Here is a 15,266-nt window from a genome sequence, read left to right as displayed (position 1 = left end):
GGATCAGAGCAGAACAGGAACCGATCAGGTCTGAATGAATGAGGACATTCATGTCGATTTCTAACCACCACCGGATGGACCATCATGGTCACAAGCAGATCTGCACGTTGTACTCCCTAAGCCAGGCATCCAGCAGAATGAAACGTTCCAGCATAGCGATACTCATGTAAGTAACGGGTTTAGCCGTCATTTTTTGAACTATTCCCTTTACTTTTCCACTATTGATTAAAGGTACCAAAGGGGATGATTTGTCATTTAAGACCGACAGAAGCCGTTGCCGTAGCGCTTCCCTATACCCTGGACTATATGTTGCGGGATAGGGGCTCTTACGTCGATAAAGCACATCCTGCGGCAATACTTCGGCAAAAGCCTGGCGTAGAATTCCTTTTTCGATGTCGCCTACACATTTCATCTCCCATGGGATATTCCACACATATTCGACCAGACGGTAATCGCAAAAAGGAACACGCACTTCCAGCCCGGTCGCCATGCTCATACGGTCTTTTCGTTCCAACAGCATCGGAAGGAAATACTTCAAGTGCAAAAAAAATATTTCCCGCATACGTGCATTCGTTTTTCCCTCTCCATGCAAGCGGGGTACACCGGCAATCGCTTCCCGATAACGCTCTTCTATATATTCCCATGGGTTCAGCTTTTCGGCCAGTTCAGGAGACAGAAGGTGGTCATGTTTGTCCCTTAGCAAAAAGGCCAACCACGGAAAGGTATCCGCTTCCCATACCTCTTTTTTATGGAACCAAGCGTAACCCCCAAACACTTCATCCACGGATTCTCCTGAAAGGGCCACAGTGGCTGATTTTTTGATTTCCTTAAAAAGCAGGTACAAGGATGTTCCCATATTGCCCATCGCCGGCCAAGATATTCCCCAGCTATCCTTCCTTTTTGTCTAAGAGCGAAGCGAGTGGTAATCCTTTATTCCGTCCACCCCCGATCGGCAATCCGGGCATTATCCGTTATTTTCATGTGGTTCTTCCCTTGTTTGATTTCTTATTTATACACGGTTATCCCAGTTCGCTTGAAATCTACTTGAGCCGACTTTCAATCGAGTGTTTCAGCCGTTGAATGACCTCTTCGATCCATTCGCTTGTCCGCCCCTTTTGAACTGAAAACCAAATCCGATTCTTTATTGGCCAAATCGTCACTTCCAATGTTCCACGTTCCCTTCCTTTCTTAAAATGCCAATGGGTAGAACCTGGATAAGACGATAGACTGCCTGTCAAAGTGATCTGAAGCCCTTCCTCCCGACAGCACTGCTCGATTACTTTCTTCGCATGGTCAAAATTACAGTTTGCCGGAACTTCTAATTCCGTGTTCTGCAAGGAGATCCCCCCCTAACTCCTTTATCTCTATATCACTGGATCTGTTTGGTGGCCAACACCTGAATTCCTCCCGCCAACAAAAGAAAGGTTCAAGCAATATAAATACCCCTACCATCAACGGTAGGGGTCTGGTAGTTTTAAAACAATCTCATGATAAAGCCGAGGATTAAGCCGACCACTCCGAAGTCAGAGTCACCAAAGGTCGTCTTTTCAAAGCCAAGAGTCCCTAAGAGCGGCAGCAACAGTGCTGGGAGAAAACTAATCAGCAGTCCGTTGGCAAACGCCCCAAGTATCGCTCCACGCCTTCCGCCGGTCGCATTACCAAATACGCCCGCTGTCGCTCCAGTAAAGAAATGCGGTACCAATCCGGGAACGATTACGGCAAGCCCGAGCGCAGGCAGCACAAACATACTGATCAATCCGGCAAGAAAGCTCATGATGAAGCCTATGATCACCGCGTTGGGTGCAAAAGGAAAAACCGTCGGGCAATCGAGCGCTGGCTTGGCATTAGGCACAATTTGATCCGCAATCCCTTTAAACGCCGGGACAATTTCTGCAATCAAGATCCGTACACCGGCCAGAACGATATACACGCCTGCAGCAAAAGTAATGGCTTGAATCAGTGAGTAGACGATAAAGTTGGTTCCACCCGAAAGCTCGCTCTCGACGAACGACTGACCGGCAAAGAGCGCTACGATGACGAAGAGAATGGTCATGGTCAAAGATACAGCCACCGAAGTATCGCGTAAAAAACTGAGTTGCTTCGGCACCTTGATGTTCTCAGTTGAATTTTCCTTATTGCCAAAATATTTCCCAATCGTTCCTGCGGCAAAGTAGCCCAGCGATCCAAAATGCCCTACCGCAAAGTCATCGCTATTGGTGATTTGTTTGACATAGGATTGTAATAAAGCCGGAAACAGAACCATGCACAAACCCAATAATACAGAACCGATGATGACAAGATCGGCTCCTTTTAAACCACCTGTCGATAGGATCACCCCGATCAGGCAGGCCATAAACATCGTGTGGTGTCCGGTGAGAAAGATATACTTAAATCTTGTAAAACGGGCAAGCAAGATGTTGACAACCATCCCCAAAACCATGATTAAGGCGGTTTCCATGCCAAATGCGTTTTGAGCTACAGCAACGATGGCCTCGTTATTGGGGATCACCCCGGAAAGGTGAAATGCTTTGTTAAACATTTTCCCAAAAATATCTAGGGAACTGATGATCACGTTCGCACCTGCGCCGATGATCACAAATCCCATGATGGTCTTCAGCGTGCCGGCGATGATGTCAGCCACTCCTTTTTTCTGCAAAAGAAGGCCGATGAGGGCAAATAAACCAACCAGAATGGCCGGGGTTCCCAAAATGTCTTTCATAATCATGTTAAACATCAAGCATCCTCCTTTCTCCCCCGCTTTGAGAGTATTTACTTCATAAATATGGAGTGAGTTTCTCTTTTATCTCTCCTACATTCATGACGTTTTCCAAAGCGATGATTTTCCGTGTTCCATCGTTAAGACTGTGAATGATGTCTTTAGCTCCGATAAAAAGATCCGCCTTTTCCGTGCGCGCCGTCGCCAAATCAGTATGTTCAACGACAGCTTCTTTCCCGAGTTCAACAAGCGCTTTTTTCACATTCAGCTCCATGATGAAACTGCTGCCCAGACCATTTCCGCATACAACCAAAATTCTCATTTGATCATTCTCCTTTCGAATAATGATGAATCAAATTCATGACGTCCGTTTTTTCTTTTGACTGGATCAGTTGATCAATGTTTTCTTCCAGTGACAACAGTTCCGTCAACTGTGCGAGTGCTCTCAGATGAGATTCATCGTCAGTAGCAGCCAGTACGATAACAAGGTGAACTGGCTTATCTTCGCCAAACCGCACGCTTTTTTTCAAACGAAGAAGGCTCATGGACAACATGTTGACTCCTTCTTCCGGGCGGGCGTGTGGGATGGCGACTTTGGGTGTGATGACCACGTAAGGCCCTGTCTCTTGAATGGAGCGGATCATCGCCTCAACATACGACGGTTCAATCGAGCCATTTTCAAGAAGAGGTTTGGAAGCGAAACGGATCGCCTCTTGCCAGTTCTCTACCTCGTCAATCAGCTGAACCGTTTCTTCAGTGATGAGTTGGTCTAACACAGGTTTGTCTTTCTCCTTCCTCACCAATCTTTTTTTGTAACTGCTTTTGAAATATCTGCGAAGGGCTTTCGCCATCCCTTCGGCATCACGAATGTCGGCGTATTGGCCGATCAATTCGAGCAAGTCCGGAACATTGAGTTCCGTCTGCGAAATACCGTATAGAACTTGCGTAACTTCTTTGTAAATCCTTTGCTTCTCATCAATGTCGATAATGGGATTCACAATAAATAGCGGTGCCTCAGTTCTTACAAACACCGTGGAAAAAACGATGTCATTCGAAAACGGAGAACGATAAAATTCCCGTACAGATAAGCTATCCAGAAAGAGGATGTCAGGAAACATCTCTTTCAGTTCTTTTAAAAGCATTTTGGAGATGGCGATTCCTTTGGGGCAAACAACCACAGCTTTCGGTCGGGATGAAAGTTCCGTTCCCTGCCTTCTGAGCCAACTTCCAAAATGCATCGTCACATACGCACTTTCATCATCAGACACCGGACGCCCCACCAGTTGGTAAAATGGCTTCATCGCCTTCTTGACCAGGTGATGAAGTTCCCCATGTTCCTTCAAGATGAGATCCCGTAGAGGATTCTCCAACTCCAGGCCAAATTTCACACGAAAATAGGCAGGACGTAGATGTTGGAAAATTTGCCTGGCCAGTACTTCTTTCTCCTGCAATATGACACAGGCATGCTTCTCAAACTCCTCAATCATCCTAATGGATTGGCTCATCAGCCTCTGACTGTGAGAATGCAGCTCATTACCTGCATCTACTAGATTGGTTACCAGCAATTGAAGAGCAAAATAAGCCAGTTCTGCAGAGTCTCCCTTTTCTTCCAACTGCAACGTTTGAGCAAGTTTCTTTATCGCCTCGTACTCCGGAGTGGAAACCACTTCATTCCAATCACCCTCCGGCCAAACCAGCCTATTTCCCGTCTGGATGCGGATCATGGTGTAGACCATCTCATAAGACAGCTCTGCCAAACGTTCGTCTGTAAAACGAACTTGCAACTGATGTTCAATTTGTTCCAGTTCTCGGCGAACAATGGCTACCCATTTGAAATCCGTTCCCAGCGCTTGACCCAGCAGCCATTCCCCATTCTCGTGTTCCAGACTGATGCGGATCAAAGACACTAGCAAACGTCTTTTGTTCCATTCTAAACCATCGAGTGTATAACCCTCTTTTCTGCTATAAAGAAGGTCGATGCCGAATTCTCTGGCGAAGGCTTTGGCTTTTTTGATATCATATAGAGCCGTGTTGCGGCTCACTTGGAGAGCGCTGCTAAAATGTAGAAGGGACAAGTCTTCTTTCTTTGTAAGCAGGAGGAGTAATACGAATCTGACACGCTCTTCATCGGATAAAATATACATCTCCTTGGATTGGAAAGAACCCCATTCCACCACTGCATGCATAAGAGATTTGTCAATCTGAAAACCGTGATGCCGGTCGTATTCAATTCGTGGAAGATTTTTTTCGCTCAACCAATCATTGATCTTTTCTAGATTATATTGAATCTGTCTGCGGGAAAGGGTAAGTTTCCGCTCTAGATCCCCAAACCTTGCGTTTGGTGTAGAAATGATTTCTTGCAATAGCCTCAAACTTCTTTGATCTAATTGCATAGATAAACCCCTTCCTCACAAACCATTATATGAAAGGTGATCTCATATCAGAAAGCGTTTTCATCACAATTTGTACACATCTGTTTGCACAAAAATTGGGTTTTCGTTCTGCTTTTCGCCACTTCTATACCGTTTTCACCTCTCTGTACCGCGTTTTGTTGCCGAATAAAATCCCTCTCCCTGTTGGGAGAGGGTGAGATTGCAGATCAATTGGCAAAGGGAGGCGGGATCAGAGCCGCCGCGGGTTTCTACTCACCGAGCGGAGGCTTTCGTATCCGCGGTCTGAGCCGATTTGCCCTTTTGCGTCAATGCATAGCCGATGCCCAAGAGGATAAACCACACCGGGGCGACATACAAAGCCACGCGGGTGTCCTTGTCAAAGGCGAGCAGAACAACCACCAGCACCAGGAACAACAGCGCCAACACATTGGTCCAAGGTGCTCCCGGCATCCGGAACGAAGCAGGCGGGACACGGCCTTCCTGAACCGCCTTGCGATACCGCAAGTGGGCCACCAAAATGATACACCACGTCCAAATCGCCCCCACCGTTGCCACGCTGGTCACGTATGCGAACACCTGCTCCGGCACCACATAGTTGAGCAGTACGCCGATCAGCAATATCAAGGCGGATACAGTCAATCCGTTGGCCGGTACCTTCTGTTTGCTCACGCGGCCAAAGATGGCGGGCGCCTGCCCTTTTTGTGCCAGAGCATACAACATGCGGCCCGTGGAGAAAACGCCGCTGTTGCATGAAGAAAGGGCGGCCGTCAATACGACGAAATTGATGATACCCGCTGCGGCGGGAATCCCGATTTTTTCAAACGTCATGACAAACGGGCTGTGTTTGCCGTCCAACTGATTCCAGGGATACAGCGACATGATTACCAGCAGCGCACCAACGTAAAAAATCAGAATCCGCCACAACACTTTGTTGATCGCCGAAGGCAACGTTTTTTCCGGGTTTTCCGCTTCACCCGCGGTCACACCAATCAATTCCACACCGAGGTAAGCAAACATCACCATTTGCAAAGCCAGCAAGACGCCCATTATGCCGTGCGGGAAAAAGCCCTGATGGCTCCACAGGTTCGAGAACCCGACCGATTCCCCTGCATTGCCGAACCCTGTAAAAATCATCAGCAAACCGGTGCCGATGAGGGCCAAAATGGTGACCACCTTGATCATAGCGAACCAGAATTCAAACTCACCATACAAACGGACCGCGATCAAATTGGCCACATACACCCCAGCCAATGCCACCAATGCAGGTACCCACTGGGGAACGGATGGAAGCCAAAACTGCACGTACAACCCTACTGCCGTAATTTCGGCCATGCCCGTGACCACCCACATGAACCAATACGTCCATCCGGTGAAGAAACCGGCCCACGGACCGATGAACTCCTCAGCGTAGGTACTGAAAGAGCCGGAAACAGGCCGATACATCGCCAACTCGCCCAATGCCCGCATAATGTAGAAAATGACGATACCGCCGATCACATATGCGAGCATCAAGGCCGGCCCCGCCGTTTGAATCGCTTTCGCCGATCCGAGAAACAATCCAACTCCGATGGTACCGCCCAATGCGATCAGTTGAATGTGGCGCTCCTTTAAACCTCGTCGCAAGTCTTCTTTAGTTGTTTGCGATGCATTCGCCATCATTTCACCTCTTTTCTCATAATTAAAAATAATGAAAACTAGCGAAATAATACACACCTATTAACAATGCTACTCTGCATTACACAGTTGGGTCAAGCTTTTTCCGATTCGGAAAGGGGAACGGTCACCCGGTCTCCCTGTGCAAACGGTTGGGAGATCACAAGAAATTCCACTGATCTCGCAGATCGGTTTTGCATCTGATGCGGCACTCCCGGCGGCACTTCGATTCCCTCCAGCGGATGCAATTCCACCGTCTCCCCCGCGATCTCCATCGTCGCGACTCCGGACAATACGAAGAAAAACTGGCGTGCCCGCTCGTGGTAGTGTCTTGTCTCTTTTGTTCCCGGTGGCATCCGTTCATGTATCACGCTCATATCCGGGTGCTTGACCAGGTGCCACCCGTCACACGCCTCCCCCCAATGATAGTGCTCCGCGTTCGCACGGCTTCGCTTTCTCATGCACTCACCCCTTTTACATCCTTGTGGAAAAAGTGATGGTTTGATCATGTTCCGAGCGGTACCGTTTTCCTCTGCTTCTGTTTCATCGATCAACAAAAATCTCCACTCAATAGAAGGAAAAAACAGACATTTTCGCCGAATTACAACACATCATCAGTTGATCCGTCAATTTTTTTATCAGGAGGGAATGGGCTTGCGACGTCTTGCCATTCTGATCTGCTTTCTGTTGGTTGTGGGATGGGCGTTACCGAGCGCTGGCGCTTCCGTGGGATACCGCATTGTGGTCGATAAATCGACCAACACCTTGACATTATACCAAAATGGAACGGTGGTTCGCTCCTATCCCGTCGCCACTGGACGGTCACCCCGCCTGACACCGGAAGGGACGTTTCCCATCGTCATGAAAGTGGTGAATCCCAGCTGGAAAAACGTCCCCGGCGGCGTACCGCAAAATCCGCTTGGAAAACGATGGCTGGGTCTGAGCGTCCATGGTGACGATGGTACGACCTACGGCATTCACGGCACCAATCGTCCTGACTCCATTGGCACTTATGCCTCCCACGGATGCATCCGGATGCGCAATGCGGACGTAGCTGAATTGTTCCGGCTCATCCCGGTGGGCACCCCTGTAACCATTGTGAACAGGAGCGGCAAACACGCTCTCGCCCACTCCAATGATGTCCGTCTTCCGGTCCGTTCCGCCGACGGAACGCTTTGGACAACGCCGGCTGCGGCCAATATCCGTCAAGGCGCTTCTTTCCACGCCGACATTTTGGCCCGTTTGCCCCGCGGAACCCAACTGAAGGTTACCGGAAAAGCAGGAAGCTGGTACCGGGTGATATGGCGGGGCGGCTGCGGGTTCGTACATCGCTCCGTGGTAAGGTCAAATCCGCCCGTGCGATACGGACACCCGATCACGGTTACGATCGCCCCTCGAACAGCCAAGATTCGAACCGCACCATCCTTTCATGCGCCGGTGTTGCGTTGGCTGAAGCAGGGAACACCGTTGCCCGTTTTCGGCATGAGCGGGGATTGGTATGAAATCCGCATCGGAGATGCCAGCGGTTACGTCCACCGGAGTGTCGTCCGCGACTAGTGAAACGAGATTTCGCAAAATCTCCTCTTCCTTCCTCTTCACGGGAATTCGGAATCTCTGTATGCTAGAAATAGAAACAAGCCATCCGCCGATGAGGCGGTTTCTTTACGAGACGGGACAGGGAGACGGAGTGAAGAGGAGGGAACGACAACGATTCGCCATTGGAAATGGTGGTTCGTTCCACTTGTCGCGCTGGTGTTGATCTTCACGTTCACACTGACAAACGTCGGCGCGGCACCAACCGTCCATTACCAAATTGAAGTGGACAAGCAGACCAACAAACTATATTTATACAAAAACGGGGATCTCTACAAAGTATACCCTGTTGCAACCGGCCGAACCCAATCCCTGACGCCGGAAGGCACCTTCACCTTGGTCGTAAAGATTGTGAAGCCGGGCTGGAAAAACATCCCCGGTGGCGATCCAAACAATCCGCTCGGTCCGCGCTGGTTGGGCATCAGCGTCAACGGTGACAAAGGACGCTCCTACGGCATTCATGGTACCAATCAACCGGAATCCATCGGCTCTCATGCATCGAGCGGATGTGTGCGGATGCGCAACGAGGACGTGATTCAGCTCTACGACATCGTGCCGGAAGGCACACCCGTTTGGATTCACAACGGCCAACATACCGGCCGCTGGGAGGGCGACCCCTCCTACGGCGTCCAACCGGCTTCCGGTCAGCTGAAAATTACGGTGGACAAAACCAATATTCGCACCGGACCGTCCACCGGCGCCTTTGTCATCACCCGGCTGGCCAAAAACACCGTTATTGAGAAAACCGGTGTAGTGCGGGACTGGTATCAGGTAAAGCTGAATGACGGCAAAACGGGATACGTCTACAATGCCAACGTGGTTAACGCGGGCAAGGATACAGGGATGGACACGATCCGGCCTGCATCCGGCCGTGTACAAATTACGGCCAGCCGGGCCAACGTCCGAACGGCACCGTCACTATCCGCTCCCATCATCCAAAAAGCGGTGAACGGTACGGTGTTCTCCCTGACCGGGCAAGGCCGTGAGTGGTACGAAATCCAATTGTCCAACGGATACAAGGCTTATCTCCATCAATCTGTTGCCAAAAAAGTGAACTGATCATTTTTCCTGTCCATCTCCCCAGGTTCCGTCAAAACACATCGTGTCCGGGAATCGTTCACCGATCGGTTCCCGGATTCATCTTTTTCTTTCCTCATTCTTCAAAAGGAGTTTACTGAATAAATGAACATTTTTGATGCCCATTATCATCGACTCACGTTTTCCACTGACAAAAAATCAAGGCTTTTTGCCCGATCCTTTCACTTGTGATGATTACATTCAAAGAACCCGTCACCTTGGTGTGATCGGAGGTGTGGTCGTATCCGGCTCTTTTCAATCATTTGATCAAAGCTATCTGGCAGAAGCGCTGAAAACCCTCGGTCCGAACTTTGTCGGCGTCACTCAGTTGCCTGTCGATTATCCCGACGAAAAAATCCTGCACCTTCACCAACTCGGAGTCAGGGGAGTCCGGTTCAATGTACATCGCGGGAGATCCGTGCCATTGGCCCAATTGGAGCAATTCGCTCTACGTGTATATGAGCTGGCAGGCTGGCACGTGGAACTCTACATCGATTCTCGTATGTTGACCGACCTTGCCCCATTGTTAATTCGATTGCCCGCTGTCTCCATCGATCATCTGGGGTTATCCCGTGAAGGTTTTCCCACTTTGCTCTCTCTGGTGGAAAAAGGGATACGAGTCAAAGCCAACAGGGTTCGGTAGAGTGGATTTGGACGTGAAAGAGGCGATTCGATCCATCACTGTGGTCAATCCCCATGCATTGATGTTCGGCACGGATCTTCCCTTCACCAGGGCCGTAAGACCGTTTCAGGATGCGGATATTGACCTCATCCGTGAGACCCTTGGGGAAGCGCTTGCAGAGAAGGTACTTTACCGCAATGCTGTAGAATGGTATCGGCCCTCCAGCATGACAGTGGGGTAGTTGAGCCTTTTTCCCACTCGCTTTCTTTTTGTAACCGCAAAATCGGACAAAAAACACGAGTACGCAACGGTCTACTTTACACCACCATGAATCGCTTCATATCCACCCATGATCTCTCGACCATGAAAGCGCACAGATGGATATGAGCTCAACCGTTGCGTACTCGCATCTATATCATCACTCCGTGATTACATTTATCCCTGCTATCAGAAGGAAATTATAGAAAAAATTGGGCGATATTCCCCACCCGCTATGCAAAGCGCTGCCGTTTCAAAGCGGCAATGTACGAATGACGGCATATCATAAGCGCCATTTTTGCTTGTCTCTTATGAACAAATCACTCGCTACCCTCCCTTCGACTGGTTTTCAATTTCCACATACAATAGAATGAAAATAGATACATTGTCCGTCGGATGACCCCACCAAAAGACGCTCCCTATCCAAAGCGTTTTCATCTCCTAATGGAAGTGAGGAGTGATGCGGCAAAAATGAAGATAAATTAGTTGGCAGTCTTTATATTCAGATAAATAATCATAAGGAGAAGATTGTGTTTTATGATTGCCTTCAGTCGGCTACAGATCGTTCCATAACCGAGTAGGAGGAAAAAGGAATGCTGACGCTTATTGGGATTGCAATTGTGATAGTCGGTTTTGCCTTGCGATTTAATCCATTACTTGTCGTAACGGTTGCAGGAATTGCCACCGGTTTGGCCGGAGATCTTCCATTCGACCAGATCCTGACCTCATTCGGTGAAGCATTTGTAAAAAACCGCTATCTCTCATTGTTCATACTCACCTTGCCGGTGATTGGCCTGCTGGAACGTTACGGCCTAAAGGAACAAGCGCAAGTGTTGATCAGCAAAGTGAAAGCGGCTACGACTGGACGTCTCCTCATCTTGTATTTGTTTGTACGGGAAATTGCCGCAACTATAGGATTGACAAGCCTCGGTGGACACGCCCAAATGGTGCGTCCGTTGGTTGCGCCAATGGCAGAGGGCGCTGCTGAAAACCGATATGGAACACTTCCGGAAAAGGTGCGCAATCAGATTAAGGCATACGCAGCGTCTGCTGACAACGTGGGATTATTTTTCGGCGAAGATATCTTTATTGCGTTTGGCGCGATCTTGTTGATGAAAGGATTCTTTGAACAAAACGGGATCAAGGTGGAACCCCTTGATATGGCTATGTGGGGCATTCCAACCGCGATCGCCGCTTTCCTGATCCACGGTACTCGGCTCTTGTTGTTGGAGCGAAAAATAAAGCGTCAAGTAGAAGAGTCTCAAGTGAACGATTCGACTTCAACATACGTATAAAAGAGGAGATAAAATCATGATTCTCAATCTTGAATATATCTACTATATCGCAGGTATTTTTCTCGTTGTCATTTCGCTGTTGACGTTGAAAGACAGGGGCAATCCGAAGCGGGTGTTAACTGCTTTGTTTTGGGGCCTGTTTGCCATATCGTTTTTGTTTGGACAAGTGATTCCGCCCATGTATATGGGAGTTCTCGTCATCATCATGGCGCTGATTGCAGGTCTTGGAGGGGTGAGTACGGGATCTTACAGCCAAACTACAGACGAGCAGCGGGCGGTGAGTGCCAAGAAGTTCGGAAACAAATTGTTTCTGCCGGCTCTATTGATCCCGTTGATTACCATCGTCGGAACGATGTGGTTAAAAGATGTGAAAATCGGCGGGCTTTTGTTGCTGGATAAAGAGAATGTGACACTTGTCAGCTTGGGTGTCGCATGCGTCATTGCGTTGATTGCAGCCATGGCATTAACCCGGGAAAAAAGTTTGCAGCCGATTCAAGAATCACGACGTTTGTTGGATGCGATCGGTTGGGCCGCTGTGCTTCCTCAGATGCTCGCCACCTTAGGTGGTTTGTTTGCTGCGGCAGGTGTGGGAAAAGTGATAGCCGGTCTGGTGAGCTCGTCGATTCCAGTCGATAACCGTTTCCTTGTAGTCGCGGCCTATGCGGTTGGAATGGCTTTATTTACCATGATCATGGGAAATGCATTTGCCGCTTTCCCGGTTATGACGGCAGGAATCGGATTGCCATTGGTTGTTCAAATGCACGGAGGAAATCCTGCTGTTATGGCCGCGATTGGCATGTTTTCCGGCTACTGTGGAACCCTGATGACTCCGATGGCTGCAAACTTCAATATTGTGCCGGCAGCGTTGCTCGATTTGCCGGACAAACACGCAGTCATCAAGGCACAGGTGCCAACTGCATTGATGCTGTTGGTCGTGAACATCTTCCTGATGTATTTCTTGGTATTCTAGTGGTATTTTGCAGCGGTGCCAATCGTTCGGTCGATTGGCACTTTTCGGGAGGGAGTTTGTGTGCAAAAAGTGTTACTTACAGGATTTGATCCATTCGGGGGTGAACCTGTCAACCCGGCGTCAGAAGCGATTCAACGACTGAGCACCAAGAATTTTGACAATATCGAACTTGTCACAAAACAAATACCGACTGTTTTCCATAAATCGATCGAGGTCTTAAAACAGGCAATTCAAGAGGTTCAACCGAACGTCGTGATTTGTGTGGGGCAAGCGGGTGGACGTAGCGACATCACGGTTGAACGCGTAGCAATCAATGTGGATGATGCCCGGATCCCCGATAATGAAGGAAACCAACCGATTGACGATCCGATCGTGCCGGATGGTCCGGTCGCATACTGGTCGAGTCTTCCAATTAAAGCGATTGTGAAAAACATCAGGGAAGCGGATATACCGGCTTCTGTTTCCCAGACAGCGGGCACATTTGTGTGCAACCACCTTTTCTATGGTCTGTCCCATTTGATCGCGACCGAGTTTCCATCCATCCGCGGTGGATTTATTCATATCCCGTACTTACCCGAGCAGGCGATTCGCCATGCTGGAGCTCCCAGTATGAGTCTGGATCATATTGTACAAGCACTTGAAATTGCCGTTCAAACCTCTGTTACTCAGACGGTGGACATTCAAGCGATGGGCGGTCAGATCTGTTAGAGGAAGCACTGATGAGTTCACTGGTAAAAGAGGCGGGATGAGAAAAGTTCGCTGGATGTGGTGCAGAGTTTCTTTTCCGTCGCCTCTTTTATTTTTTATACATCAGTTTATGCTCTCTTCTCATCATTTTGTATCTCTCAGTTTTATCGGGGGACAGATGGAACGGGTAAAATAAGAAACGACGAAAATGGAGACAAACCCTGCTAGCGCAGCAAAAGTGCGGAATGGGAACAATACAGTACCGTTTTCAATCATCGGATAAGGAATCAGAGGCGGTATACCGAGAAGAGGTTCTCCGCCACCCATGCGCAACACCATTGCCACAATAAAACCAGCAAGAGAACCGTACCGATTGGCACCCTTGTAAAATAGCGCGCAAGTTAACTGAGGAAATAATATGACGTATACTAAATCGCTGCATAAATACCAAAGAGCATAGACACTCTTGGCATTTAACGCGATCAGTGTAGCAGCCGTTCCAATTATGATAATGCAACGCTTAATGATTTGTTGTAGTTGGTGGGGAGTAGCTTGCGGCTTTACCAAGGGGCGATATACATTCCAGGCGGCCATGCCGGAGGCTGACAACATCGATGCGGCAACCGCGGCCAAAACTGCTGCAGCTAATCCGCCAAGCGCGATCGCACCGACCAAATTGGGGGTCATATATTTGAATACATAAGTAAGAATCATAGAAGAGTTTTCAGGAGCTGTTGTTCCTAATGCTTTCCAGTCTGCATTGTAACCAGCAATTCCTATGAGCGTTGGAGGAATTGCGGCTACTGCGCATAACAATCCAGCAGTAATGGATAACCACATGGCTACATTCTCATTTTTTGCAGAAAGTATACGTTGAAAATAGCTCTGCCAGGGGATCCCGCCAAAAATCAGGAGCAAAGAGTAATCCCACCAGTTCCAGTAGGAATTCCCCCAGTCTGGATCTTTCCAGCCTGTGAGAGGAGGGAAAATACTCAAAGAATCTTTCATACCTGCCCGATAATGTTCAAAAGCTGCTGTAAAACCTCCCACATGAGAAAAAGCAAAAGGTAAGACAAGAAATAAACCAATAAACATAATCGTTAATTGCAAAACATCTGTATGTGCAACAGCCCAAAGCCCGCCAACAACCGTATAAGCAACAGCAACAACAGCAGAAAAAATAATCGAAACAGTAAAGCTAAATCCGAGAATCACTCCAAATGTTGTTCCCAGAGCGGTTAAGATCGCCGCACTCCAGAATAGCTCCCCCATAAGCGCAGGAATATAGAGTAGACCGGCCATTTTTTTACCGAAACGGGCTTCCAGTGGATCAAGCATGGTCATAAACTTCAGTTTGCGCATTTTTCGAGCGTAAAAGATTCCGCCAATAATCAGGCTGATTGAGTAACACCACGGGGCCTGGGTCCACACAATCCCTGATTTATACACACTTTCCGCCGTACCGGTAATGTATCCGCCTCCGACCCAGGTGGCTGTCATGGTGAACATAGAGATCCAGAGGGGCATCGCTCTTCCTGCTACAAGCATGTCATCCGTTTTCCCTTTTCTTTTGGTAATCGCTTTTGCACCTATGTAATAAAAAACACAGTATAACAGTAGCATGATCATCAATCCGGGCCAGTATATCTCGCTTTTTGAAAAATACGAATAAGCCAGTGTGATCATAGTAAATACAAAAAAACCAACTACAGCCGTTTTTAACGGTGTCCAAAAAGTCTTAGAACTTTTCTGCACGTTCAATTCTTGCACAGCCAGATTGGAGGCTGGATTCGATTTGGTTGTATTCATCGTTCCCATTTTCCGTTCACTTCCTTCTTAAAAAAAATTACTTTTACATTATTTGACGAATTGCGATTTAAATAAGTTGCAGTTATTTTCTTGATAAATCTTTTCCCTGGGGATTGTTCGGTCAAACTAGAAATGTTAGAATATTCATCGAGAAGTGCTCATCCTACAGTGTAATTGTTTTTAGCAACAATCC

At 48.3% G+C, this 15,266-nt stretch carries 15 protein-coding genes and 1 pseudogene; 8 read left to right on the top strand and 8 right to left on the bottom strand.

Annotated elements, in window-relative coordinates; all coding sequences use genetic code 11:
* Window positions 1-88: 88 nt before the first annotated feature.
* From NWF35_RS07385 to NWF35_RS07355, 7 genes are all read right to left on the bottom strand, one after another.
* Window positions 89-865: an asparagine synthetase B family protein gene (locus NWF35_RS07385; protein WP_301238414.1), complete on the bottom strand. Its 777-nt coding sequence runs from the start codon at window positions 863-865 to the stop codon at window positions 89-91.
* Window positions 866-1,040: 175 nt separating this feature from the next.
* Entirely contained in the window at window positions 1,041-1,337 is a 297-nt protein-coding gene (locus tag NWF35_RS07380) for a hypothetical protein (RefSeq protein ID WP_301238413.1), read from the bottom strand.
* A gap of 137 nt (window positions 1,338-1,474) precedes the next feature.
* Complete coding sequence (ulaA, locus tag NWF35_RS07375) at window positions 1,475-2,734, bottom strand: PTS ascorbate transporter subunit IIC (protein WP_301238412.1); 1,260 nt, start codon at window positions 2,732-2,734, stop codon at window positions 1,475-1,477.
* 40 nt (window positions 2,735-2,774) lie between these two features.
* Window positions 2,775-3,038, bottom strand: coding sequence for a PTS sugar transporter subunit IIB (locus tag NWF35_RS07370; protein ID WP_301238411.1), 264 nt, complete (start codon window positions 3,036-3,038; stop codon window positions 2,775-2,777).
* 4 nt (window positions 3,039-3,042) lie between these two features.
* Window positions 3,043-5,109, bottom strand: a complete 2,067-nt coding sequence (locus tag NWF35_RS07365; protein WP_301238410.1) for a BglG family transcription antiterminator — start codon at window positions 5,107-5,109, stop codon at window positions 3,043-3,045.
* Between the two features lie 252 nt (window positions 5,110-5,361).
* Window positions 5,362-6,765: an amino acid permease gene (locus NWF35_RS07360; RefSeq protein ID WP_301238409.1), complete on the bottom strand. Its 1,404-nt coding sequence runs from the start codon at window positions 6,763-6,765 to the stop codon at window positions 5,362-5,364.
* Between the two features lie 92 nt (window positions 6,766-6,857).
* A complete protein-coding gene (locus NWF35_RS07355) occupies window positions 6,858-7,223 on the bottom strand; it encodes a cupin domain-containing protein (RefSeq protein ID WP_301238408.1) in 366 nt (121 codons plus the stop codon).
* 193 nt (window positions 7,224-7,416) lie between these two features.
* Between NWF35_RS07355 and NWF35_RS07350 the strand changes: the two genes are divergently transcribed.
* From NWF35_RS07350 to pcp, 8 genes and pseudogenes are all read left to right on the top strand, one after another.
* Window positions 7,417-8,319 (top strand): L,D-transpeptidase family protein, encoded by a 903-nt coding sequence (locus tag NWF35_RS07350; protein WP_301238407.1) that lies wholly within the window; start codon window positions 7,417-7,419, stop codon window positions 8,317-8,319.
* A 153-nt stretch (window positions 8,320-8,472) separates the two neighbouring features.
* Window positions 8,473-8,934: pseudogene (locus NWF35_RS16940) on the top strand (L,D-transpeptidase); the annotation flags it as partial.
* Complete coding sequence (locus tag NWF35_RS16935) at window positions 8,908-9,414, top strand: SH3 domain-containing protein (protein ID WP_435873855.1); 507 nt, start codon at window positions 8,908-8,910, stop codon at window positions 9,412-9,414. The pseudogene NWF35_RS16940 and the gene NWF35_RS16935, both read left to right, overlap by 27 nt.
* A gap of 136 nt (window positions 9,415-9,550) precedes the next feature.
* On the top strand, window positions 9,551-10,075 hold the full coding sequence (locus NWF35_RS07340; RefSeq protein WP_435873847.1) for an amidohydrolase family protein: 525 nt from the start codon (window positions 9,551-9,553) through the stop codon (window positions 10,073-10,075).
* A 1-nt stretch (window position 10,076) separates the two neighbouring features.
* Window positions 10,077-10,295 carry an amidohydrolase family protein gene (locus NWF35_RS16930; protein ID WP_435873846.1) on the top strand — a complete coding sequence of 73 codons (219 nt, stop codon included), beginning with the start codon at window positions 10,077-10,079 and terminating at the stop codon, window positions 10,293-10,295.
* Window positions 10,296-10,905: 610 nt separating this feature from the next.
* Window positions 10,906-11,607, top strand: coding sequence for a DUF969 domain-containing protein (locus NWF35_RS07335; RefSeq protein WP_301238405.1), 702 nt, complete (start codon window positions 10,906-10,908; stop codon window positions 11,605-11,607).
* 16 nt (window positions 11,608-11,623) lie between these two features.
* Entirely contained in the window at window positions 11,624-12,577 is a 954-nt protein-coding gene (locus tag NWF35_RS07330) for a DUF979 domain-containing protein (protein WP_301238404.1), read from the top strand.
* A 60-nt stretch (window positions 12,578-12,637) separates the two neighbouring features.
* The gene (gene pcp, locus NWF35_RS07325) at window positions 12,638-13,285 is read left to right on the top strand and encodes a pyroglutamyl-peptidase I (protein ID WP_301238403.1); all 648 of its coding nucleotides are present in this window, start codon (window positions 12,638-12,640) and stop codon (window positions 13,283-13,285) included.
* Between the two features lie 123 nt (window positions 13,286-13,408).
* On the opposite strand, the gene NWF35_RS07320 is transcribed toward pcp, so the two are convergent.
* On the bottom strand, window positions 13,409-14,950 hold the full coding sequence (locus NWF35_RS07320; RefSeq protein WP_301238499.1) for a high affinity choline transporter 1: 1,542 nt from the start codon (window positions 14,948-14,950) through the stop codon (window positions 13,409-13,411).
* Window positions 14,951-15,266 lie beyond the last annotated feature (316 nt).

The sequence above is a fragment of the Polycladomyces subterraneus genome, from assembly GCF_030433435.1.
GTDB lineage: Bacteria > Bacillota > Bacilli > Thermoactinomycetales > JIR-001 > Polycladomyces > Polycladomyces subterraneus.
The sequence above is the reverse complement of the archived record's forward strand: the minus strand, read 5'-3'. Positions and strand labels throughout refer to the sequence as shown.